This window comes from Billgrantia campisalis (assembly GCF_022341425.1).
Taxonomy (GTDB): Bacteria; Pseudomonadota; Gammaproteobacteria; order Pseudomonadales; family Halomonadaceae; genus Halomonas; species Halomonas campisalis.
On the sequence record NZ_JABFUC010000014.1, the window covers coordinates 108,350 to 129,130 of the forward strand.

General features: G+C 66.0%; 21 protein-coding genes. 18 read left to right on the forward strand and 3 right to left on the reverse strand.

All coding sequences use genetic code 11. The annotated features are described in order from the left end of the window. Positions 1 to 22: 22 nt before the first annotated feature. Positions 23 to 541 (reverse strand): DUF2231 domain-containing protein, encoded by a 519-nt coding sequence (locus HOP52_RS16105; RefSeq protein ID WP_238978428.1) that lies wholly within the window; start codon positions 539 to 541, stop codon positions 23 to 25. 57 nt (positions 542 to 598) lie between these two features. Here HOP52_RS16105 and coxB point away from each other — a divergent pair, with 57 nt between their 5' ends. The 8 genes from coxB (at position 599) to HOP52_RS16145 (ending at position 10,886) form a co-directional block, all read left to right on the forward strand. After that, positions 599 to 1,606, forward strand: coding sequence for a cytochrome c oxidase subunit II (gene coxB / locus HOP52_RS16110; protein WP_238978429.1), 1,008 nt, complete (start codon positions 599 to 601; stop codon positions 1,604 to 1,606). Next, on the forward strand, positions 1,603 to 4,128 hold the full coding sequence (gene ctaD / locus HOP52_RS16115) for a cytochrome c oxidase subunit I (protein WP_238978430.1): 2,526 nt from the start codon (positions 1,603 to 1,605) through the stop codon (positions 4,126 to 4,128). The genes coxB and ctaD overlap by 4 nt, the downstream gene beginning before the upstream one ends. Continuing rightward, complete coding sequence (locus HOP52_RS16120) at positions 4,125 to 4,472, forward strand: hypothetical protein (protein ID WP_238978431.1); 348 nt, start codon at positions 4,125 to 4,127, stop codon at positions 4,470 to 4,472. Before ctaD ends, HOP52_RS16120 begins: the two co-directional genes overlap by 4 nt. Next, positions 4,463 to 6,736: a heavy metal translocating P-type ATPase gene (locus HOP52_RS16125; RefSeq protein ID WP_238978432.1), complete on the forward strand. Its 2,274-nt coding sequence runs from the start codon at positions 4,463 to 4,465 to the stop codon at positions 6,734 to 6,736. Before HOP52_RS16120 ends, HOP52_RS16125 begins: the two co-directional genes overlap by 10 nt. Positions 6,737 to 7,007: 271 nt before the next feature. Continuing rightward, the gene (gene cobT / locus HOP52_RS16130; protein WP_238978433.1) at positions 7,008 to 8,060 is read left to right on the forward strand and encodes a nicotinate-nucleotide--dimethylbenzimidazole phosphoribosyltransferase; all 1,053 of its coding nucleotides are present in this window, start codon (positions 7,008 to 7,010) and stop codon (positions 8,058 to 8,060) included. A 5-nt stretch (positions 8,061 to 8,065) separates the two neighbouring features. Further along, positions 8,066 to 9,043 (forward strand): adenosylcobinamide-phosphate synthase CbiB, encoded by a 978-nt coding sequence (cbiB, locus tag HOP52_RS16135; protein WP_238978434.1) that lies wholly within the window; start codon positions 8,066 to 8,068, stop codon positions 9,041 to 9,043. Between the two features lie 29 nt (positions 9,044 to 9,072). Next, positions 9,073 to 10,338 (forward strand): pyridoxal phosphate-dependent aminotransferase, encoded by a 1,266-nt coding sequence (locus HOP52_RS16140; RefSeq protein WP_238978435.1) that lies wholly within the window; start codon positions 9,073 to 9,075, stop codon positions 10,336 to 10,338. Continuing rightward, the gene (locus HOP52_RS16145; protein ID WP_238978436.1) at positions 10,335 to 10,886 is read left to right on the forward strand and encodes a bifunctional adenosylcobinamide kinase/adenosylcobinamide-phosphate guanylyltransferase; all 552 of its coding nucleotides are present in this window, start codon (positions 10,335 to 10,337) and stop codon (positions 10,884 to 10,886) included. The genes HOP52_RS16140 and HOP52_RS16145 overlap by 4 nt, the downstream gene beginning before the upstream one ends. Before the next feature lie 196 nt (positions 10,887 to 11,082). Here HOP52_RS16145 and HOP52_RS16150 read toward each other — a convergent pair whose 3' ends face one another. Further along, on the reverse strand, positions 11,083 to 11,505 hold the full coding sequence (locus tag HOP52_RS16150; protein WP_238978437.1) for a hypothetical protein: 423 nt from the start codon (positions 11,503 to 11,505) through the stop codon (positions 11,083 to 11,085). Positions 11,506 to 11,528: 23 nt separating this feature from the next. Next, positions 11,529 to 12,260 (reverse strand): helix-turn-helix domain-containing protein, encoded by a 732-nt coding sequence (locus HOP52_RS16155; RefSeq protein ID WP_238978438.1) that lies wholly within the window; start codon positions 12,258 to 12,260, stop codon positions 11,529 to 11,531. A 396-nt stretch (positions 12,261 to 12,656) separates the two neighbouring features. On the opposite strand from HOP52_RS16155, the gene HOP52_RS16160 reads away from it, so the two are divergent. The 10 genes from HOP52_RS16160 (at position 12,657) to HOP52_RS16205 (ending at position 20,718) form a co-directional block, all read left to right on the forward strand. Next, positions 12,657 to 13,148: a hypothetical protein gene (locus tag HOP52_RS16160; protein WP_238978439.1), complete on the forward strand. Its 492-nt coding sequence runs from the start codon at positions 12,657 to 12,659 to the stop codon at positions 13,146 to 13,148. Then, positions 13,148 to 13,537 (forward strand): hypothetical protein, encoded by a 390-nt coding sequence (locus HOP52_RS16165; protein ID WP_238978440.1) that lies wholly within the window; start codon positions 13,148 to 13,150, stop codon positions 13,535 to 13,537. Before HOP52_RS16160 ends, HOP52_RS16165 begins: the two co-directional genes overlap by 1 nt. After that, positions 13,530 to 13,793 (forward strand): hypothetical protein, encoded by a 264-nt coding sequence (locus HOP52_RS16170; protein ID WP_238978441.1) that lies wholly within the window; start codon positions 13,530 to 13,532, stop codon positions 13,791 to 13,793. The genes HOP52_RS16165 and HOP52_RS16170 overlap by 8 nt, the downstream gene beginning before the upstream one ends. Beyond that, complete coding sequence (locus HOP52_RS16175; RefSeq protein ID WP_238978442.1) at positions 13,786 to 14,112, forward strand: helix-turn-helix domain-containing protein; 327 nt, start codon at positions 13,786 to 13,788, stop codon at positions 14,110 to 14,112. The genes HOP52_RS16170 and HOP52_RS16175 overlap by 8 nt, the downstream gene beginning before the upstream one ends. After that, positions 14,105 to 14,593 carry a phage protease gene (locus tag HOP52_RS16180; RefSeq protein WP_238978443.1) on the forward strand — a complete coding sequence of 163 codons (489 nt, stop codon included), beginning with the start codon at positions 14,105 to 14,107 and terminating at the stop codon, positions 14,591 to 14,593. The genes HOP52_RS16175 and HOP52_RS16180 overlap by 8 nt, the downstream gene beginning before the upstream one ends. Before the next feature lie 12 nt (positions 14,594 to 14,605). Continuing rightward, positions 14,606 to 15,565, forward strand: a complete 960-nt coding sequence (locus tag HOP52_RS16185) for a hypothetical protein (protein WP_238978444.1) — start codon at positions 14,606 to 14,608, stop codon at positions 15,563 to 15,565. Further along, on the forward strand, positions 15,562 to 17,310 hold the full coding sequence (locus tag HOP52_RS16190) for a transposase (RefSeq protein WP_238978445.1): 1,749 nt from the start codon (positions 15,562 to 15,564) through the stop codon (positions 17,308 to 17,310). The genes HOP52_RS16185 and HOP52_RS16190 overlap by 4 nt, the downstream gene beginning before the upstream one ends. Positions 17,311 to 17,716: 406 nt before the next feature. Continuing rightward, entirely contained in the window at positions 17,717 to 18,571 is an 855-nt protein-coding gene (locus HOP52_RS16195) for an ExeA family protein (protein ID WP_238978446.1), read from the forward strand. A 420-nt stretch (positions 18,572 to 18,991) separates the two neighbouring features. Next, a complete protein-coding gene (locus HOP52_RS16200) occupies positions 18,992 to 19,399 on the forward strand; it encodes a regulatory protein GemA (RefSeq protein WP_238978447.1) in 408 nt (135 codons plus the stop codon). Between the two features lie 170 nt (positions 19,400 to 19,569). Further along, positions 19,570 to 20,718, forward strand: coding sequence for a coiled-coil domain-containing protein (locus tag HOP52_RS16205; protein ID WP_238978448.1), 1,149 nt, complete (start codon positions 19,570 to 19,572; stop codon positions 20,716 to 20,718). Positions 20,719 to 20,781: the final 63 nt, after the last annotated feature.

Here is a 20,781-nt window from a genome sequence, read left to right on the forward strand (position 1 = left end):
CCGGGCAAGGTCGCGCCGGGCATCACTCTTCTTCCAGTTCCTCCAGGGCGTGGTCCAGGTCGACGCCCACGGCGTGCTCGTAGACCAGCTGGCCACCGAGAAAGCCGGCGAGCGCCACCAGACCGGCGGTGAGCAGCGACAGGCCGAGTCCCCAGGGGAAAATGGCGCTGGCGTCATGAAAGCGCAGCAGCCAGTTCAGCGAGGCGAGCGACAGCATCATTACCGCAATGATGGCGTGACACCAGCCGGCCACCAGACGCCGGACCTCCTTGATGGTGGTCAGATCGATGAGGCCGATCAGGCTGGCGACCCAGCCACCGAAGGCGCCCACCCCGGCCAGCCACAGCCCGGTCCGGGCCCAGAAGGGGTCGTCGGTGTAGAGATAGCCGAGATCGCTGGCCACCAGCGCTATCAGCATCGCCACCGGAAAGTGAATCAAGACCGGGTGCAATGGGTGCCCGGCGATGGCGGCGTGGCTTCTGATGGTGTGATGCACCGTACCCCGCGGTGTTCGGGTCGCGCGCTGACGTGTCCTGGCCATGGAGCCTCCCCGGATCGTGACAATCGCTCTCTTCGCATTCAAGGTGCCGGCCGAGCCGTGGTCAAGTCGATTCGCCAACGCCCGCTGGCCTGGGCCGCGCCCCTGGGGCTCGGTTTGGCCGGCTGCGCCGGCGATACCTCGATCCTCGACCCCGCGGGGCCGGCGGCCCGCGACGTGGCCCTGGTGTGGTGGGGCATGCTGGCCTTCTTCACCCTGGTCTTCGTGGCACTGGTGGTGCTGTGGCTCTACACCTTCCGTGGCGGCAGTCGCCCCGAACGTAGTGCCGAGGACGAACGCCGCATTGGCCGACACTGGATACTGGGCGGCGGGATCCTGCTGCCCGGGGTAACCATCGTGGTCTTGCTCGCCTGGGGCGTTCCGGCGGGGCAGCACATGCTGCCGCTGCCCATCGGAAAGCCGCCGATGGTGATCGAGGTGGTCGGCCATCAGTGGTGGTGGGAGGTGCGCTACCCCGATGCCGAGGGGGGAGAGGTGGTCACCGCCAACCAGCTGGTGATGCCGGTGGGCGAGCCGGTGGATTTCCATGTCACGGGGGCGGATGTGATCCACGCCTTCTGGATTCCCCGGCTCGGCGGCAAGATCGATATGATTCCCGGGCGTATCAACCGCATCCGGCTGGAAGCCGAGGTGCCCGGTGTGTTCGGCGCCCAGTGTGCCGAGTTCTGCGGTGCCCAGCATGCCAATATGCGCCTGCATGTGGAGGCCATGCCGCGGGAAGAGGTCGAGGCCTGGCTGGCGGCGCGGCGGCCTGAGCCGGCGCCGACACCGGAGCATGCCGAGGCGCGGGAACACTTCCGTGAGCACTGCGCCGATTGCCATCGTGTCGCCGGTGTCAGCGAGGGTGACGTGGGACCCGACCTCAGCGATATCGGGGTCCGGGCGACCCTGGGGGCCGGGGTGATGGCCATGCAGGAGGGCGCCATCGCCGACTGGCTGCGCCACCATCAGGCATATAAGCCCGGCAATCGCATGCCCGCCCATGATGACATCGACGCCGAGACCCTAGAGGCGATCGGCGCCTGGCTGGAGACCCTTCAACCATGAGCGAGACCTCCACGCCCCGTCGCGACCCCGAGGAACTGCATCGAACCCTGGATGAGGTCTGGGCCAACCCGCGGGGTTTCCGGGCGCTGACCGTCGTCAACCATACCACCCTCGGCCTGCGCTTCATGATCACCGGCCTGGTGTTTTTCCTGATCGGCGGGGTGCTGGCGATGCTGATACGCGCCCAGCTGGCGCTGCCGGATCAGGACTTCCTCTCGCCGGATCTCTACAACCAGGTCATGACCATGCACGGCACGGTGATGATGTTCCTGTTCGCCATCCCCATGCTCGAGGGGCTGGCGATCTACATGGTCCCCAAGATGATCGGCGCCCGCGATCTGGTCTGCCCACGACTCACCGCCTTCGGCTACTTCTGCTACCTGTTCGGCGGGATCATCATCATCTCCAGTCTGCTGCTGGAGATCGCCCCGGAAAGCGGCTGGTTCCTCTACACCCCGCTGAGTTCCAGCGAGTTTTCGCCGGGTCCGGGGTCCGATTTCTGGCTGCTGGGGGTCACCTTCGTGGAGATCTCGGCCATGGCCGCGGGGGTGGAACTGGTGGTGGGGATCCTGCGCACCCGCACCCAGGGCATGTCGCTGACCCGGATGCCGCTGTTTGTCTGGTACATCCTGGTCATGGCATTCATGATCGTGATGGGCTTCCCGCCGCTGATCCTGGCCAGCATCCTGCTGGAGCTGGAGCGCGCCGTGGGTATGCCCTTCTTCGTGGTGGAAGCCGGTGGCGACCCGGTGCTCTGGCAGCATCTATTCTGGTTGTTCGGCCACCCCGATGTCTACATCATCTTCCTGCCTGCGGCGGGGATCGTCTCGACGCTGATTCCGGTGTTCGCCGGGCGTCCCATCGTCGGCTACAGCTGGGTGGTGGCCGCCGTCATTCTCACCGGCTTCGTCAGTTTCGGGCTCTGGGTGCACCATATGTTCACGGTGGGCATTCCGCAGCTGGCCCAGACCTTCTTCTCGGCCGCCAGCATGCTGGTCGCGATTCCCACCGCCATTCAGATATTCGCCTGGCTGGCCACCCTATGGCTGGGCAAGCCGCGCATGACTTTGCCCATGCTGTGGATCCTGGGCTTTCTGATCATCTTCGTTATTGGTGGGCTGACCGGTGTCATGCTGGCCCTGGTGCCCTTCAACTGGCAGGTCCACGACACCCATTTCGTGGTCGCGCATCTGCACTATGTGGTAGTGGGTGGCATGCTGTTTCCGCTGGTCGCCGGTGCCTACTACTGGATGCCGCTGCTCTCCGGACGGCTGCCCTCCGAACGCCTGGGGCGCTGGGGCTTCTGGCTGACCTTCCTCGGCTTCAACCTGACCTTCCTGGTCATGCACTGGACGGGGCTCTTGGGCATGCCGAGGCGGGTCTACACCTATGACACGACCATGGGCTGGGATCTCTTCAATCTGATCTCCTCGGTGGGTGGCTTCATCCTGTCGGTGGGCATTGCCATGGTGATCGTGGATTTCGCGCTGCATTTCCGCTTCGGTCGCCGGTCACCCCGCAATCCCTGGCACGCCGATACCCTGGAGTGGGCCAATACCATGCCACCGACGAATTACAACCTGGTCAGCCTGCCGGCGGTCCACAGCCGCCATCCCCTCTGGGACGACCCGGATCTGCCGCGCAGCACCTCCGCCGGCGAGCATGGCCTGGCAGGGACGACATTCGGTCGGCGCGAGATGTGGGGCAGCGATCCCCTGACCGGCCAGGTCCGCGAGGTGGTCCATGTCCCCACCAACAGCTGGTGGCCGGTAAGCGCGGCGGCTGCCCTGGCGGTGGTCTGCGTGAGCCTGCTGGCGCGTGTCTATGTGGTGGCCGGGCTGGCCACCCTGGTCGCGGTGGTGGTGCTGCTGTACTGGTCCTGGGAGAACGGTGCCCACCCCCGGGCCTCGGCGAGTGACGAGGTGGCCCCCGGCGATCCCCCGCTTCACTCGCGCACCCTGGACGGCCCGGGGCGCTGGGGCATGGGGATTGGGCTGCTGGCCAACGGCGCGCTCTTCCTCTCGCTGCTGTTCGGCTGGTTCTATCTCTGGACCGTCTCGCCGCAGTGGCAGATGCCCGACGCCTCGCCGCTGTCGCTGCCGCTGCTGCTGGCCGGCGGAGTCGTGCTCACCGCCGCGGCCCTGTGGTTGGAGCGGCTGGTGCGCGGCCTGCGCCGTGGCCATGACCGGGGCCTGGCGTTCGGCCTGTACGGCACGGCCGCCCTCGGCGCGCTGCAGCTGGTGCTGCTTGTGGTCCTGCTGCGCCAGGCGGAGCTGGCCCCCACCGCCAGTGCCCATGATGCCGTGGTGACGGTGGCGCTGATCTACGGGCTGATTCACTCCGGGCTGGCGACGGTACTGGTGCTGCTGCAGGGGCGGCGGGTCGGCTATGGCTACGTCAGCGCCCGGCTGCCCTACGAGCCGCTGGTGGTGGTGCAGCTGTGGCGCTATCACCTGGGCGTCTACTGGGTGCTGGTGGCCGCCTTCTGGTTGCTGCCGACGCTGATGGGAGGAAGCGCATGATGGCTCGCCTGCCCCTGACGCACCCGTTGCACCTGGTCATTGGCATGATCCTCTGGAGCCTGTGGTTCGTGGCCTTCTATGGTGGGCTCTCGGTGGCCTGTGCCGTGGCGCCGCCGGACCCGTTGCAGGGTGCCTTCACCGCCATCAATGCCGGTCTGGCACTGCTGACCCTGGCGACTGTCGGCCTGCTGGCCTGGCTGGCCTGGCGGGCCTGGCAGGCCGCCAGAGCCGCCCGGGGGCGGGCGCGCTATCTGGCAAGACTCTCCGCCGGACTCTACATCTTCGCTGCCATAGGGGCCCTCTACATGGGGCTGCCGGTCGTTGCCTTGTCGCCATGTGTGTGAAGCCGCGGGCCGGCGAGGCGACGCCGGCCGAAGTGCTCCATTCGGTGCAGGGGCTGTGGTGCACCAGCTGCGCCTTGGCCGTCGAGGCCCAACTGGTACGTCTGCCCGGTGTTCACTCGGCAAGCCTGCACTACCCCAGTGCCACCCTGCTGGTCAGCGGTGAGCCGAAGGCACTGGAGGAAGGGCGGCTGGCCGCGGCGGTGGCGCGGCTGGGTTACCGCCTGGCGCCGCCGGAAGCGGCGCGGGACGCCGCGGTGCGCCTGGAGGCGGAGAGCCGCTACCTGAGCCTGCGGCTGCTGGTGGCGGCGGTTTTCGGCATGTGGACCATGCTGGCCTCGCTGCTGATCTACGCCGGTGCGCTGCCCGACGCCGGCCTGGAGGGGGTGATGGCCTGGGCATCCGGGGCCTTTGCGGTGCCGGTGGTGACCTATGCCGGCTGGCCCTTCTATCGTGCTGCATGGCGTACCCTGCGGGCGCGTCGACCCGGCATGGATGCGCTGGTGTCGCTGGGGGCCCTGGGCGCCGTCGGTGTCTCGCTGTGGCTGCTGGGGCGCGGCTCGTCGGAGGTCTATTTCGATACCGCGGTGATGCTGATCGGCCTGCTGCTGGTGGGCCGCCTGGTGGAGACCCTGTGTCGCCACCGCGGGCTGCGCGCCCTGCAGGCGCTGCATATGCCGCCGGACGAGGTCAGCCGCTGGTCGCAGGGCCGCTGGCAAAGCTGTGCCCTGGAGGAGGTGCATCGCGGCGATCGGCTGCGGGTGGCCACCGGCGAGTCGATCCCCCTGGACGGCACCCTGGAGACGGCTGAGGCGCGACTCGATACGGCGCCGCTCACCGGCGAGAGTGCTCCGCGGCGCTGCCTGTCCGGCGAGGGGCTGGCCGCGGGCTGTCGCAACCTGGGGCCGGCGCTCGAGATGAGCGTCACCGCCGTGGCCGGCGAGTGCCGGCTCGACCGGCTGCGCGAGCAGATGTGGTGGCAGCAGGCTCGCAAGGGTGAGCTGGCGCGTCTCGCCGACCGCTTCGCCGCCTGGCTGAGTCCCCTGGCGGTGGTCCTTGCCGTGCTGACTCTGGCGGCGACCTGGCTGGCTGGGGTGCCGGCGGAGGAAGCCATGGTGCGCGCCCTGTCGGTGCTGGTGGTGGCCTGCCCCTGTGCGGTGGGGCTGGCGATTCCCCTGGCCGGGCTGGCCGGCAGCGGTCGCGCGCTGGGCCGGGGCGTGGTCTTTCGCGACCCCGCCGCCTTCGAGACCCTGGCCCGGGTACGCTCGGCCGCCTTCGACAAGACCGGCACCCTGACCGCGGGGGAGCCCGTCGTCACCCAGCTGAGACCGGCGCCGGGTGTCGAGGGCCAGCGGCTGCTGGCGCTGGCCGCGCTGGCCGCCCGCGGCAGCGACCACCCGCTGGGTCGCGCCCTGCGCCGTGAGGCGCATGATCGGGGCGTGAGCGAGAGCGGGGAGGTGGACCAGCGGCAGGAGATCGCCGGCCGCGGTCGCCGGGTGCGACTGGCCGACGGCCGCGAGCTGTGCCTCGGCAGCCGGGCCTGGCTGGCCCAGCGAGGGATCGCCGTGCCGGAGGGCGATGCCGGCGTCGACAGCGAGGTGGCCCTGGCCTGTGACGGCCGCTGGCTGGGCAGCGTCTTGTTGGGCGAGGCGGCGCTGCCCGGCACCGCCGAGACGCTGGCGCGACTGCGCCAGGGCGGTCTGACCCTGGCGCTGATCAGCGGCGACCGTCCACCGGCGGTGCGGCGGCTGGGTCGGGCGGTGGGGCTGCGGGAGGCGGAATGCTTTCCCGGCCGCAGCCCCGAGGCCAAGGCGGCGCTGATTGCCGCGCTCCCCCAGCCGTCGCTCTACGTGGGCGATGGGCTCAATGATGCCCTCGGCCTGGCCACGGCCAGCGTCGGCGTGGCGCCGCTGGGCGCCAGCTCGGCGGCGCGGGAGGGTGGGGCGGTGGTGCTGCTGCGCCCGGGCATCGGCGGCGTCGAGGAGGCCTGGGACCTGGCCCGGCGCACCCGGCGGGTGATGCGCCAGAACCTGGTGCTCTCGGCGCTCTACAATGCCCTGGCGCTGGGCCTGGCGGTGAGCATGGCGATCCCGCCGCTGGTGGCGGTACTGGCCATGGTGGCCAGCTCGCTGAGCGTAATGGGCAATGCCGCGCGGCTGGCCTGGAGCCAGCCCCCGGTCACTGGCGGCGGGGAAGTCCACGGCCAGCAGGCCCACCGCTGGCGCCTGGCCGGTGGCGCCGAGAGTCGTCGCCCGAAGTCGTCCTGACCGTTGGCAGGGAAATCCGTAGTGGCGAAGCGCAGGGGGGCGGAGACAAGCCGAAGGGGAGGTCCTGCGCCAGGGGTGAGAAGCACTGCTTCGAACGGGCTGGCCATGGATGGCCAGCACCGGTCCTGCAAGCGGAGCAGGACGCGAGAGCGAAGCAGGGCGCCGGTAGCGCCCAGGGATGGGTTTACAGCGCCTCCCCGCAGGCTTGTCGACGGTATAGTTCCGAGCGCCTATGATGGGCGCCGTTTTCGAGCCAACGCAGGATGCCCCCATGCTCATCGAGACCATTGCGCGCCTTCGCCCTGTCGACAAGTCGATCGTCCCCCAGGTCGTCGACCACCTCAATCGCCTGACCAAGCCGCCGGGCAGCCTGGGCCAGCTGGAGTCGCTGGCCGTCAACCTGGCCACCGTGACCGGCGAGCCCTTCCCGCGCGTCTCGCCTCCCGGCGTGCTGGTGTTCGCCGCCGACCATGGCGTGGCCGCCGAGGGGGTCTCGGCGTTCCCTCAGTCGGTGACCGCCCAGATGGTGGCCAACTTCGTGGCCGGCGGGGCGGCGATCAATGTGTTTGCCCAGGGCATCGGAGCGCGGCTAGAGGTCATCGACGTGGGGGTGGCCGAGGCGCTGCCCGCCGACGGCGTGGTGAACGAAAAGGTGCGCCTCGGCACGGCCAACTTTACCGAGCGGGACGCCATGAGCGCCGGCGAGGCCGAGCGGGCCATCGAGGCGGGGATTCGCGCCGCCGAGCGGGCCGTCGATGCCGGCTGCCGCTGCCTGGTGGTCGGGGAGATGGGCATCGCCAACACCACGACGAGCAGCGCGCTGCTGGCGGTGCTGACCGGCAAGCCCGTGGCCAGCCTGACCGGGCAAGGCACGGGGATCGCGGAGGAGCGTCTGGCCCACAAGCGGACGGTCATCGAGCGGGCCATTGCCGCCCGGGCGCCGGCCCCGGATAACCCCCTGGAGGTGCTGGCCAAGCTGGGCGGCCTGGAGATCGCCGCCATGGTCGGCGCCTATCTGGGCGGTGCGGCGCGGCGGGTGCCACTGCTGGTGGACGGTTTCATCGCCACCACGGCGGCGCTGCTCGCCTGTCGACTCAGCCCGGCGGTGCGCGACTACCTGATCTTTGGCCACCGCTCCCGGGAGCCGGGACACGCCCACGCCCTGGCCGCCCTTGGGGCTCACCCGCTGCTCGACCTGGAGCTGCGCCTGGGCGAGGGCACCGGTGCGGCCCTGGCATTTCCGCTGCTGGAGGCGGCCAGTCGCATGCTGGCCGATATGGCCACTTTCGAGGCGGCCGGCGTCGACACCGGCGAGTCGGACTGAGCGGCATGGCCGAACCGCTCTCCCTGGCGCTGCTGGGCCTGGTGTCGGCGGCCATCCTGCTCGATCTGCTGATCGGCGACCCGCGGTGCTTGCCGCATCCTGTAGTGGGCATGGGCCGGCTGATCGCCGTGCTGGAGCGGGCCTGGAATCACGGCTCTCCCCGGGCGCGGCGACTCAAGGGCCTCCTGCTGACGGCGCTGGTGGTGGCCGGGGTCTTCCTGCTCGCCTGGCTGGTGCTCAGGGGACTCGCCTGGATTCATCCTGCGCTGGCGCTTGTCGCCGAGCTGTGGCTGCTGGCCACCACTCTGGCCATCAAGGGGCTGCGCGATGCCGCCCTGGCGGTGGCCGTGCCGCTGGCGCGGGGCGATCTCACCGAGGCGCGCCTGGCCCTGGGACAGGTGGTGGGGCGCGATACCGCCACCCTCGACGAGGCCGAGATCACCCGCGGGGCGGTGGAGAGCGTGGCCGAGAACAGCGTGGACGGCATCACCGCGCCGCTGTTCTGGGCCCTGCTCGGCGGGGCGCCGTTGGCGCTGGCCTACAAGGCGGTCAACACCCTCGACTCCATGGTTGGCTATCGCAATGCGCGCTATGCCGACTTCGGCTATGCCTCGGCCCGGCTCGATGACCTGGCCAACTGGCTGCCGGCCCGGCTCACCGCCCTGGCGATGTGGCTGGGTGCGCTGGCCCTGCCCGCCGCCCGCTGCCGGGGCGCCCTGGCCAGCGTGGTTCGCGAGGTGCCGCGCCATGCCAGCCCCAACAGCGGCTGGCCGGAGGCGATGATGGCGCGCCTGCTGGGCGTTCGGCTCGGGGGCACCAATCACTACGCCGGCGTTCCCTCCCACCGCGCCACCCTGGGGGAACCGCTCGAGGCCCTGGGGGTGACCCATATTGATCGGGCGATTCGCCATATGCACGCCGGCTGGCTGCTTTTCCTGCTGATGATGGCCGGCCTGGTGCTGCTCGGGGAGCTGCTGCGATGAGCAAGGCATCTGCGGAACGAGACTCTGCGATGAACGAGACTGCGCCCTGGCCAGCCCACGGCGGCCAGGCCGACGCGCTGCTGGCGCGCTATGGGCTGCCCGCCGATCACCCGCTGGTCGACTTCAGCGCCAATCTCAATCCGCTGGGGCCACCGGCCTGGGTGCCGGCTCGGCTCGCGGAGCTGGCCGCGGGCCTCGCCCGCTACCCGGCGCCGGACTACGCCGAGGCCCGGGCCGCCATCGCCCGCCGCGAGGGCGTCGGCGTCGACCAGGTGCTGCTCACCAACGGCGGGGCCGAGGCGATCTTCCTGGTGGCGGCGGCTAGCGCCGGCAGGCGCGCGGCGATCGTCCAGCCCACCTTCACCGAGTACGCCCGGGCCTGCCGCGCCTGCGGCCTGGCCGTCGACGCTATCTCCCTGGCGCCACCCGACTTCGCGCTCGACCCGGAGCGAGTGGCGGCGCAGCTGGGTGGCTGTGGGCTGCTGTTCCTGTGCCGACCCAACAACCCCACCGGCACCCTGGTGCCCCGCGAGGCCGTCGAGCGGCTGCTGGCGCTGACCGAACCGCTCGGCTGCCGAGTCGTGATCGACGAGGCCTTCATCGATTTCGTCGTGGAGGGCGACGAGCGCTTGACGCCGCTGCTGGGGCGTTTTCCCCATCTGCTGCTGCTGCGCTCGCTGACCAAGTGCTACACCCTGCCGGGCCTGCGGCTGGGCTATCTGTTGGCCGACTCGCAAACCGTGCGGCGGGTCGGGGCGCACCAGCCGCCCTGGAGCGTCAACCACCTGGCCGCCGAACTGGTGGCACCGCTGCTCGACGATGGCGAGTTCATGGCGCGCATGCGCACCTGGCTGCTGGAGGAGCGCCCCCGGCTTGCACTCGGTCTCGCCCGGCGGGGACTCCGGGTCGTGCCCAGCCGCGCCAACTTCTTTCTGGTGAGACCCGCTTTGGGGCCCGAAAGGCTGACAGGACAATCGCCTAGACACACAATGCCAGAGCCGAGGGCAGGTCGAAGAGGAGGTCATTTGCCAGGGATGGCAAATGTAGCGCCCATGGAGGGGTTCACAGCGCCTCCTCGAAGACCTGTCGACGGCTCAACTCGGGTGACAGGGCCAGCGGCAATGGCTCTGGTGTCGACGGATGCGCTCTTCGAGCGGCTGCTGCGCTGCGGGATACTCGTCCGCCACACCCACAACTTCGCCGGGCTCGACGGCGGCTGGCTGCGCCTGGCGCTGCGCGACCGGGCCGACAACGACCGCCTGCTGGCGGCGCTGAGCAAAGAGGGCGAGGCATGATCGCCTTCGTCAGCGGCGGGGCGCGCTCGGGCAAGAGCGAGGTGGCCGAGCGGCTGGCCCACGAGCGGCGGGAGCTCCGCGGCGGCGCGCTCTACTACCTGGCCACCGCCCGTGCCAGCGACGGCGAGATGGCCGCCCGAATCGCTCGCCATCGCCGCGCGCGGGGCGAGGGCTGGCTCACTCGGGAGGCCTCCCTGGCGCTGGGCGAGGCCCTGGAGGGCGTGCCGGACGGTGCCAGCGTGCTGCTCGACTGCCTGACACTATGGGCCAGTCGCGCCATCTTTGAAGCCGCCTTCAGCGAGCGCCAGGCCCACGAGCAGTTCACGGCCCTGCTGGCCGAGGCCCGCGCCCGATGCATCGACCTGGTGGTGGTCTCCAACGACCTCAACGAGGACCTGCCGCCCCGGGACGCCGAGACCTGGCGCTACCTGGCCTTCCTGCAGCGCCTGCATCGCCACCTCGCCAACGAGGCCGAACGGGTGATCGAGGTGGTGTCCGGCATGCCCATTGAATGGAAAGTGACGACTTACCAGGAGCCGACGAGATGAGAGGGTGTTTACAAAACAGGCGAATGAAGGCAAGACGAGGCAAAAATTGGCGAAATAGTGTCCCCTCTTAAGATAATTCCATGGAGCGCCGTAAGATAAATGCGAAACTTCGCGGGAGGACACGGTATATCATGGGATAGAAAATGGAATGGTGGTTTCAGTTTGCGAGATAGAATGTGGGGCCGCAGATAGCTCCTCAATCTCTCCAGCGGCGCTTGAGCGCTTGCCACTTCACCGAGCAACAGGCTCGGAGCCAGATCCAACCTCCCCAGGCGAAGACTGCCGCGAAGCCACACACGGCCACGGCGTCCAGGAAGCCGAGCGAGGTTCGGCTGCTTGTCCAGGCAGCAATGCCAACCATCGTGCCAAGGCCATAGATTGAACTCAGCACCAGGCGTTCACGATCCTTGCGTTCACGCTCGACGGCGATAGCACGCTCCAGGGCGTAGTCGTAACCGCACTTCCCGCACTGAGCGGCATTCACAGCCACGCCGTGCCAGCCACAGGCCTTGCAGTTCTGGAGATAGGGGCTATCGACCGGCGGTACGTGCTCCTGAACCTGGTTGTAGAAGTCACGCCCCGCTACTTGATTGTCGCTTCCGCCGATCTCCTGGGCCACCTGGGGCTGCTGTTTATCCGATGTCACCGCTTGCCCCCGCGACCGCCCTTATGATCTCCGTGGTTTTGGAAGTCGCGGCCTGCTACCTGGTTGCCACTGCCAAAAATACTCTGATGAGCGCTATGGGCAAGCCGTGACGATTGCCGTTCTTCTTCGCTCGTTGCTTCTTCCAGGCCGCGCTCTTCGGCACTCGCCTGGTTCTCTAGCCTCTGAGCCAGGCCTTCAAATTCGTCGACGACCGCCTTTGGCATCTCTGGATGCTGTCTCACGAAATGTCGCAGCTGCTGCGCCTCCGACTTCAAAGTTACTAGGTTCAATAGCTTAACAACGCCGCGGATAGCCTTAGCGCGAGAACCTTGGTCATCGATATGGGCAAACTGGTTGTAGATGTATATGGCCTGGCCAAGGAGTAGATCCCCCTCCAAGTGCCTGAGCTGGCAGTCTTCAGAGCGAAGAGCTGCCCACACCTCTCGGAATCGCCCCTCATTGATCTCAGGCGCGGAAGCGTCCTGGTGTGAATCTGGCGGTGTTCCCCCCTTCACGCCAGTCAGCAGCCATGTGACATCAACGTCATGCTGGTTGATCAGGGCGCAGAGTAGCTCCTTTGAGACGGCACGCTGCCCCCTCTCATAATTTTGGTAGGTCCTCAAGGACACGTTCAAAGAATCCGCAAAGGCCTGCTGCGACAGCTTCTCGCGCTCTCGTAGTTCCTTCAGGCGCGCACCAACCTCAAGATCCTCATTCGTGCTTGACATGAGTACGTATGTTCTCCATATTATGAACGAACGTGCTGCATAGTTCTTATTTGATACAACTAATTGTGAGGTATCCCAAGATGAACGGCAATGACGTGAAGCCCGGTCCGGAGCTGTATCAGCAGGTGCGCGGCGGGTTCATCGCCAGAGGCACCACCTTGGCGGCCTGGTGTCGTGAGCATGGCCACAACCCTACCAATGCCAGGTCTGCCCTAGTGGGCGCTTGGAACGGTCCCAAGGGGCGTGCGCTGCGGCATCGGCTTGCTGAGGATTCCGGCGTCATTCGAGCCCCCCGGTCAGTGGCATTGGCATAGCTAAACGTTAAACGGTCCCCAGGCGGGGTAGTAGGGGCACCAGCCGCCTTTGTTTGGACGGCACGGTTGAGGGGATAGGGCAATGACCAGGCGTAGTTGGAAGTACCGGCAACCCGGCTCGCTGCGGCAGGCGATGGAGTGGAACCTGGAGTATGCGCGGGTGAAACACCAGCGTTCCGTGGATCGCGTCGCCGACCTTATGGGCTTGTCCAGCAAGTGGTCGCTGTACAAATGGATGGAGTCGGGGCGCATGCCGGCAATTTTGATCCGGCCTTTCGAGCAGGCCTGCGGGATCGACTTCATTACGCGCTATATCGGCCACTCAAGCCACAAGCTGCTGATCGATATCCCGACCGGCAAGCGTGGCAACGGCGCTGACATCAACGCGCTGCAATTAAGTTTCACCGAGGCAGTGGGCCTGCTGCTGCGCTACTACGACGGCCAAGCTGAGGCTGAGGACACCCTGGGCGCGCTGTATACCACCATGGAGCAGCTGGCCTGGCACCAGGGGACGATCGAGCGGCACCGCCAGCCGGGGTTCGAATTTGGCGCTGATATGGGAGGTGACGAGTGATGCTGAACACGCCAGAACTGAAAAGGCGGCGTAACCGGGTGCTGGGCGCCATCGACAAACTTTCGGTCGTTGATGCGTTGGCGGTGATGGGCGAGGCCATACGAGAGCTGGCGATGCAGGAGTCGGTAGGCCAGTCCGCAGCGGCCAATGATGCTGAACCTTCCAGCGCTGATTTAATCCTCGGGGGCGAGTTCAGTCGCTTCAAGATCGATCACGATCCCGAGGTGAGGGACTTCATCTATGGGTTGCGCGGCATGCGCTCGGTCCCCCAGATCGCGGCGCTGGCCAAGGAGAAGTTCGGAGACAGGGCCCCAAGCAAGATGGCGCTGTACCGCTACTTCAACAGCCTAAAGTATCGCCGGGGCACAAGGGAGCAACAGCATGACTGAACCAACGAACGTGAGGGCTATGGCCGGCAAGTCGCCACAGCTGCTCGTGACCCAGGTGGAAGCGGCGCTGGTGGCGGCATCAGAGCAGATCGGGGGCATCGCCGAGATGGCGCACTGGGCTGTCGCTGGCCTGGCGGTCCGGGTCGAGCGGAGGGGCAAAGCGGTCTCCGAGCTAACCGTGGGCGAACTGCTCGCGATGCTCGACGACCAGCGTCAGCGGCATCACCGAGTCTTTGGGGGCGAGCCTCATGAGTAAGGAGATGAATCAATCAGTCAGCAAGGCGATGACTTTGTTCGAGGCGCTGCTGGCTGACGGCTTCAAAGGCAAGCGCCTGGGGGAGATCGCAGTAGCGGTCGAGGTATCAACTACCACGGCCTGGCGGTTGCTCAAGACCCTGGAAGCCCACGGTTGGGTGGTCGAGGTGCCGGTACCGGGCTCCAAGGGCATGCATTGGAAGGTGTCCTCCCAACTGGTCACGGTGGCACACGCCTACCAGCGGGATGCACTGCGCCGGATCCAAGGCGTTCAGCAGGAATATCGAAACGTGACAGGAGAGGAACTCAACCATGGATAACCACAAGCGTATTGCCACAGGGATGGCTGCCTTCCCACTGCAAACCGGCCAGCAACGTGGCCGCCTGAGCGACGCCGAGCTGGCTGTGTGCCGTGAGATGGGTCTGAGCCCCGAAGAGTTCTGCCAGGCCAATCCCGTTGAGCCCACTCAGGCTGACCGGAGCCTGAACGATGTGGAGCTGGCCGTTTGCAAGGCCATGGGGCTGAGCTCCGAGGCCTACCGACAGGCGAACCCGGAGGATGACTCTCCCCAGGAGATCGAGGCGCTGATTGCCGAGGGACTGCGGGATGGCCGGATCGCTGGCCCGGCAACCGCTACGTGGCTGCGTCAGCAAGGCGTAGCAGCCTGCCGCTCCCACCTTACCAGGGTGCCCGGCACTGAGGCGCTGAAGCACGGTATCAGCGATGCCGAGTTGGCGGTGTGCCGCCGCATGGGACTGAGCCCAGCAGCGTACCGTCGCGCCAATTCGAACAACGAGTGAAGGAGACCTGGCATGGATGGTCGCAACCCTGATATCACACTCAACCAGCTCCGCGATCAGCTGGAGCAGGTTGACGTGGCTGAACGGCAGCTGGAGGAGCGCGCCTTGATCGAAGGCGCCGAGAAGGCCGGGCTGGCGCGTTATACCGAAGCTCGGGATGAGGCCAACCAACTTCTTGGTGAGGCTCGCGCCATGAACGCGGTCGCAAAACTGACAACCGTCGTCACTTTGAAAACCCTGGCCAAGGTGAAAAAAACCCAAGTATATAAGGAGCTTAAAGGGAAATCAGGCATTGACTCCCAAGGTAATAAAATCGACGACGTCGGCACTTGGGAGGGCTATTGCCGGGCAATAGGACGCTCTAAATCATCCGTAGATACTGACCTGAAGAACTTGGAGGTCTTCGGCGAGGAAGCTCTGGAAAGCCTCAGGGCCATCGGCGCCGGCTACCGCGAACTGCGCAAACTTCGCCAGTTACCCGATGAGCAGCGTGAGCTGATCATCCAGGGCGAGGCGGTGCAGGCCGGAGACAAGGAAACCCTGGTCGAGCTGATCGAGGACATGGCGGCCAGGCATGCCAAGGAGAAAGAGTCGCTGCAGCAGAAGGCTGACGAAAGCCGGCAAGAGCTCGAGGCGTCGCGCCGGGTTACTCAGGACAAGTCGAGCAGGATCGCTGAGCTTGAGGAGCAGCTGCATCGCCGCCAACACCTGACGCCCGACCAGCGTGCACAGGAGCTTTCAGGGCGCCTGGAGGCCGAAGGGTTCAAGGCTCGCAGTCTACTGCTGCCGCTACGCTCAGTGATGGTCGAGATCCTCGACTGGGAAGAGGCACCCCGCGAGCTGAAACACGCTTGCGCCCAGCAGCTGGCCCGACTGCGCATTGAGCTGGATGAGCTGCAGATTGAGCTGGGGCTGGAGACGGTCGATCTGGACGTCGACGACAGCTGGATGCAGGAGGTCGAGCCGTCATGACCACATTCAGCGCCGACGAACTCCGCCATTTCGACCGTGTTGCCCAGGAGCTTCGCGAGGCGCCACGCGGCCAGAAAGGCCAGATCGTGGCGCGGGCGGCTCAGTTTCTGAGCTGCTCTAAGGACCGGATCTATCGCGGCCTGAAGGCCAGCGGCTGGGACGCGCAGCGGCAACGCCGGCGTGACCGTGGTGCCAGTCAGGTCAGCCGCGAAGAGGCCACAGTCGTGGCTAACATCATGCGTCAGAGCACTCGCGACACCGGCAAGCGGCTGTTGTCGGGCGAGGATGCCCTGGAGATGGCTCGGGCGAACCCTGCCAGCGGCGTCACCTCTCAGGCTTCGGTAGACACCTTTTTTCGGAAGATGCGGGAATATGGTGTACACCCGGACCAGGTGAGCCGGGCCACGCCGTACACCCAGATGCGCAGCCAGTACCCCAACCACGTGCATCAGTTCGACGTCTCGGTCTGCGTTCTCTACTACCTGGACAAGGGCGGCCTGGCGGTGATGGACGAGAAGCGGTTCTACAAGAACAAGCCGCAGAACGCCGCCAAGGTGGCCAAGCAGCGGGTGCTGCGATACCTGATCACCGACCACTACAGCGGGACTTTCTACGTTGAGTATTTCCAGGCCGCTGGCGAAGACCAGGAGACACTGTTCGAGTTTCTGATGCGCGCCTGGGCGAAGCGCGACCACCCGCACGATCCCTTCCACGGTGTGCCAAAGATGATGGTATGGGATGCCGGCAGCGCCAACCAGTCGCACCTGATCCGCAACCTGCTGGACCAGCTTCAGGTGACGCACTGGGCGCATACGCCGGGCCAGCCGCGCAGCAAGGGGCAAGTCGAACGTACCCACGACCTGGTCGAGCGTAGCTTCGAGGGACGCTTGTCACTGATGACGGTGGAGAGCCTGGAAGCACTGAATACCGCGGCCCATAAATGGATGCGCCGTTTCAGCGCCACCAAGGTCCACACCCGCACCCGTAGCACGCGCTATGGCCTATGGCAGACCATCAGGCCCGAGCAGCTGCGACTGTGCCCGCCGCGGGAGCTGTGCGAGCAGCTGCTGCGCACCAAGCCCGAGCCGCGCAAGGTGCGGGGTGACCTGACGATCTCCTTCGCCATCAAGGGCTTCGACCCCGCGACTTACTCGGTAGAGGACCTGCCTGGCGTGCGCGTCGGCGAGAACGTGACTGTCACGGTGAACCCCTACCGGGCGCCTAATGTGTTCGTAGCCCTGGAGGAGGATGGCGAGCAGATCGAGTGCCTGCCACTGGAGCGCGATGCTGCGGGCTTCTACCTGGACAGCCCGATTTTCGGCGAGAGCTACGCGAGCAAGCCGGATACCGACGTGGATACCAACCGCAAGGCGATGGACAAGGCGGCCTATGGCGTGGAGACCCAGCAGGAGGTCGACAAGGCGCGGGGCAAGCGGAAGACCCCCTTCAATGGCGAGATCGATCCGATCAGTTACCTGGCAGCCGAGACCTTACCGGCCTTCATGACACGCCGTGGCACGCCTCTGGACGTTGCCAAGGCCGCCGCACCAACCCTGGCACCGCTCTCCCATATCGAGGCGTTGAAGCGGCTAAGGGCCTGGCTTGGGCGGGGCCTCACGCCGGACGAGAGCGACCTGGTGAAAGAGCGGCACCCGGAAGGGGTGCCGGAAGACCAACTCGACGACCTGGCGGCCTGGCTGGCTGATCAGCCCAAGACGCCGAAGGCCGTCGCCCTGGCACGCTAAGCATGGAGGAATCGAAATGCTTGCAACCAAGACTCACCCAGAAATTGAAGGGCAGCCCGAAAACCAGCCGATCAAGGCCAGGAGGCTATTGATGGCGCTCGGCGTGCGGCAGGCCGACCTGTCGAAGCATGTCGTGCTGTCGAGTGGCCGGCACCCTTCCAAGCCCATCATTACCGGCATCCTTGCACGCAATACCTGGCCGGGAAGAACGCCGAGGGGCTTTCTGCAGCAACAGATAGCCGATTACCTGCGCCAGGCGGGTGCCAGTGAAAAGGAGATAACTGTGGCATTTGAGATTGATGACGAGAGCCCCGACCGGGTGCGCCCCATCCGCCAAGATAACGCGCACGCTGGCCGAGGCCCCGCTCCGTTCGCCATTGAAGAGCATCAACTACCGGAGAAAGTTATGTTATCACAGCTGGCCCGCCGTCATTTCGGTCTGTTCCGTGACCCCTTCCTGGACGATATCCAGGGGGCCGAAGACGTGTTCCTGGCGCCCGATCAGCGCTACATCCGCGAGCACATGTACAGCACCGCTAAGCACGGCGGCTTCCTGGCGGTGATCGGTGAGTCCGGTGCCGGCAAGAGCGTGCTGCGCCGTGACCTGATCGATCGCATCCAGCGCGAGGAGCACGCCATCACGCCGATCTTCCCCCGCACCATCGACAAGGAGCGCCTGACCGCCAGTGCCGTCTGCGACGCTATCATCGAGGACATTTCCCAGGAGCGGCCCAAGCGTTCGCTGGAGGCCAAGGCGCGCCAGATCGAGCGGCTGCTGACCGGCTCCAGCCGTGGCGGTACCAGCCATGTGCTGATCATCGAGGAGGCGCATGACCTGACGGTACCCACCCTGAAGTACCTCAAGCGATTCTGGGAGCTCGAGGACGGCTTTCGGCGGCTACTGTCGATCATCCTGATCGGTCAGCCTGAACTGAAAGGTACCCTGGACGAGCGCCGCAATTGGCAAGCCCGCGAGGTAATCCGGCGCATCGAGGTGGCAGAGCTGGCCCCACTGGATGCCCACCTGGAGGGCTATGTGGCGCTTAAGTTCAAGCGGCTGGGAAAGGAGGCTGGTGAGGTGTTCGAGGAAGGCGTCTATGACGCCATGCGCGAACGTCTGACTCTACAGAGCCGCAATAGCCGGGCGCCGATCTCAATGCTCTACCCGCTGGTGGTGAACAACTTCATCGTGAAGTGTATGAACCTGGCCGCCGAGCTCGGCCAGCGCAAGGTCAATGCCGACGTAGTCAAGGGAGCCTGAATGATGACTGTTACAGCCATGAACGACCTGATAAAGCTCGCCGGAGCTTTGGACGAAGCAAACATCGATACCTCCGTTGTCCTTGGAGAGTTGGAGTCCCTCATTGGTGCGATCCTAGAGGCAGGATATCTCGATCACGCCTCAGCGCCAGGGTCGCCTGGCAATCATGTGGTGCGCTTGTTGAGTCTCTGCCAGAAGCAAGCAGCGAGAGCGCTCGAGCTTCATGAGATCAGCGAGAGCCAATGCCGTGGGCTGGTTATGCACCTTTCGGAGGGACTGAAACCTAGCAGGGCCGCGTAGCGCCAAATTCCCCAGGAGGGGCTGTGGGGCGTTTTCTCTCCTGGGGGTCTACCTTGGCTCTTCTGAAAATCGTTAAACGTTTCTGAGCGATTTTAAACAGGGTCTGGAGGATCTCACGCCATGAGGCTCTACCCTTCCAAGCTAAAACTGCTGCATGTGGCCCGTAGACAGCTCGCTATCCCGGATGCCGAGTGGCGGGAGCTGCTCGAGGAGGTGACGGGCTGTCGCAGCTCCACGGAGCTGGATCTCGCCGACTTCGATGCGGTGATGGCCCGCCTCAAGTGGTTGGGCTTCAAGCCGCCCCGTGACACTGCCTATTTCGGCAAACGTGCCGGCATGGCCACGCCACGCCAGATCGCACTGATCCGCCGATTGTGGAGCGAGTACGCCGCAGGCGACGACCCGAATTCTCTTGACCACTGGCTGGAGCACAGCTTCGGTATCACCAGTTTGCGCTTCGCCAACAGCGACACCGCTGGCAAGGCCATTACGGCATTGAAGGCGATGGCGTCGCGCTCCGCGCGCTAACCTGCCCCGCCCCGCCGATCGGCGGGTGCTTCCCTGCTTTGAATATCTATTACGCGTGTCATATCACGACCCCTGCTGCCTTTTGCTGTGATGGAGGTGAAAGGAGGCGCCGCACGTCACATGGTCGCCGCTCCTCAGAGGTTACTTGAGCCATCGCGACAGGAGGCATCATGCCCACCCCACACTCCACCACGACTGCCCACCAGCCGAAGAACGTCCTGGGCAAGGCCCTCTCCAGCCTGATGCCCAAGACCAGGAAGAGCGTCGATTCCATCTCCCAGGCACCGCTCTCGCTGAAAGAACGCCTGGCCTATCGGATCGAGCTCAAGGAGCAACTGGCCAGCACCGAGCTGGAGGCGGGCCGAGTACATGAACGGATCAATCAGCAGTGCATCAAGCAACGCCAGGTCCACGATGAACTGGCCGGCCTGACGGCCAGGGCGGAGAGTAGCTCTAGGGGGAGCTATCCAGGGCTAGAGGGGCAGCTCAAGGCCGCCAAGGCTGAGCTGAGCCGCTTGAAGGAGCGCATCACTACAGATAAGCATCACCGCCAGCAGCTCCACGGCGAGATCGGCGCACTGCGCCAGGGCATCCAGCAGCTCAGCCAAGGGGCGGCTCTCGAGGAAGTGAGGGAGCACCAGAAGGCCTTGCAAGCCGCCGAGGCCGAGATGGTCCGTTTCGAAGCCCTGGTGCGGGATGCGCAGGCGGCGCCCACCCTGGAGCGAACCGACGATGACGCCCTGGATGCCCTGCAGCAGACGCGTGAAGACCTGTTGGCGGATATCGCCACCGGGGAGGCCAAGCCAGAGGAGCTGGCGGCACTGGACGCGGAGATCCAGGAGATCCTGAGCGACAGCGATGGCCACCAGGCCAGCGCGCTGTCCCAGGAGCGCAATAACGCCCAGACCCTGGCGGGTCTAAAGCGCCGACTGTCGGCAGTTCAGGCCCGGCTCGAGGCCCTGAAAGCCCAGACCCCCGAAGTAATCGAGCAACTGCTGATCGCCCGCGCGGAAGCGGCTGCGGAGGAATATCTGGCTCATGCCCAGGCGCTGCAACTCAGCTGTCGCCAGCTCCAGGGCATCGCCGAATTGCTGACGTCGGCGGTTCCGGGCGCCAGTAAGGCACAACTGCTCTCAGGTGGGTGGCCGCTTCTGATGATCCCCACCTTGCCCCTCCAGGCTCTGAGGGAGGCGAATCACACCGACGCCGGACGTGATATAGAGCGACAATTACTCTGGCCGGTGGACGACAACTATTCTGAGTGCGCCAGGCAAAGCCTGGTCATCCGGGAAACCGAGGAGGTGGAAAGGATGAGTTGAAACCCAGTGGGTGAAAGTCCCACCCGGTCAAGGTTAGCCACCAGCCGGTAGCGAGTCTTGCGT

What these genes read in the sequence shown, in the direction of transcription:
- cbiB (WP_238978434.1), top strand. Translation starts at nt 8,066, where the DNA reads ATGGCCGAACCGCTCTCCCTGGCGCTGCTGGGCCTGGTGTCGGCGGCC.
- HOP52_RS16105 (WP_238978428.1), bottom strand. Translation starts at nt 541, where the DNA reads ATGGCCAGGACACGTCAGCGCGCGACCCGAACACCGCGGGGTACGGTG.
- HOP52_RS16160 (WP_238978439.1), top strand. Translation starts at nt 12,657, where the DNA reads ATGACCAGGCGTAGTTGGAAGTACCGGCAACCCGGCTCGCTGCGGCAG.
- HOP52_RS16140 (WP_238978435.1), top strand. Translation starts at nt 9,073, where the DNA reads ATGAACGAGACTGCGCCCTGGCCAGCCCACGGCGGCCAGGCCGACGCG.
- HOP52_RS16155 (WP_238978438.1), bottom strand. Translation starts at nt 12,260, where the DNA reads ATGTCAAGCACGAATGAGGATCTTGAGGTTGGTGCGCGCCTGAAGGAA.
- HOP52_RS16195 (WP_238978446.1), top strand. Translation starts at nt 17,717, where the DNA reads ATGTTATCACAGCTGGCCCGCCGTCATTTCGGTCTGTTCCGTGACCCC.
- HOP52_RS16175 (WP_238978442.1), top strand. Translation starts at nt 13,786, where the DNA reads ATGAGTAAGGAGATGAATCAATCAGTCAGCAAGGCGATGACTTTGTTC.
- HOP52_RS16145 (WP_238978436.1), top strand. Translation starts at nt 10,335, where the DNA reads ATGATCGCCTTCGTCAGCGGCGGGGCGCGCTCGGGCAAGAGCGAGGTG.
- HOP52_RS16165 (WP_238978440.1), top strand. Translation starts at nt 13,148, where the DNA reads ATGCTGAACACGCCAGAACTGAAAAGGCGGCGTAACCGGGTGCTGGGC.
- cobT (WP_238978433.1), top strand. Translation starts at nt 7,008, where the DNA reads ATGCTCATCGAGACCATTGCGCGCCTTCGCCCTGTCGACAAGTCGATC.
- ctaD (WP_238978430.1), top strand. Translation starts at nt 1,603, where the DNA reads ATGAGCGAGACCTCCACGCCCCGTCGCGACCCCGAGGAACTGCATCGA.
- HOP52_RS16200 (WP_238978447.1), top strand. Translation starts at nt 18,992, where the DNA reads ATGAGGCTCTACCCTTCCAAGCTAAAACTGCTGCATGTGGCCCGTAGA.
- HOP52_RS16190 (WP_238978445.1), top strand. Translation starts at nt 15,562, where the DNA reads ATGACCACATTCAGCGCCGACGAACTCCGCCATTTCGACCGTGTTGCC.
- HOP52_RS16180 (WP_238978443.1), top strand. Translation starts at nt 14,105, where the DNA reads ATGGATAACCACAAGCGTATTGCCACAGGGATGGCTGCCTTCCCACTG.
- HOP52_RS16185 (WP_238978444.1), top strand. Translation starts at nt 14,606, where the DNA reads ATGGATGGTCGCAACCCTGATATCACACTCAACCAGCTCCGCGATCAG.
- HOP52_RS16125 (WP_238978432.1), top strand. Translation starts at nt 4,463, where the DNA reads ATGTGTGTGAAGCCGCGGGCCGGCGAGGCGACGCCGGCCGAAGTGCTC.
- HOP52_RS16120 (WP_238978431.1), top strand. Translation starts at nt 4,125, where the DNA reads ATGATGGCTCGCCTGCCCCTGACGCACCCGTTGCACCTGGTCATTGGC.
- HOP52_RS16205 (WP_238978448.1), top strand. Translation starts at nt 19,570, where the DNA reads ATGCCCACCCCACACTCCACCACGACTGCCCACCAGCCGAAGAACGTC.
- HOP52_RS16170 (WP_238978441.1), top strand. Translation starts at nt 13,530, where the DNA reads ATGACTGAACCAACGAACGTGAGGGCTATGGCCGGCAAGTCGCCACAG.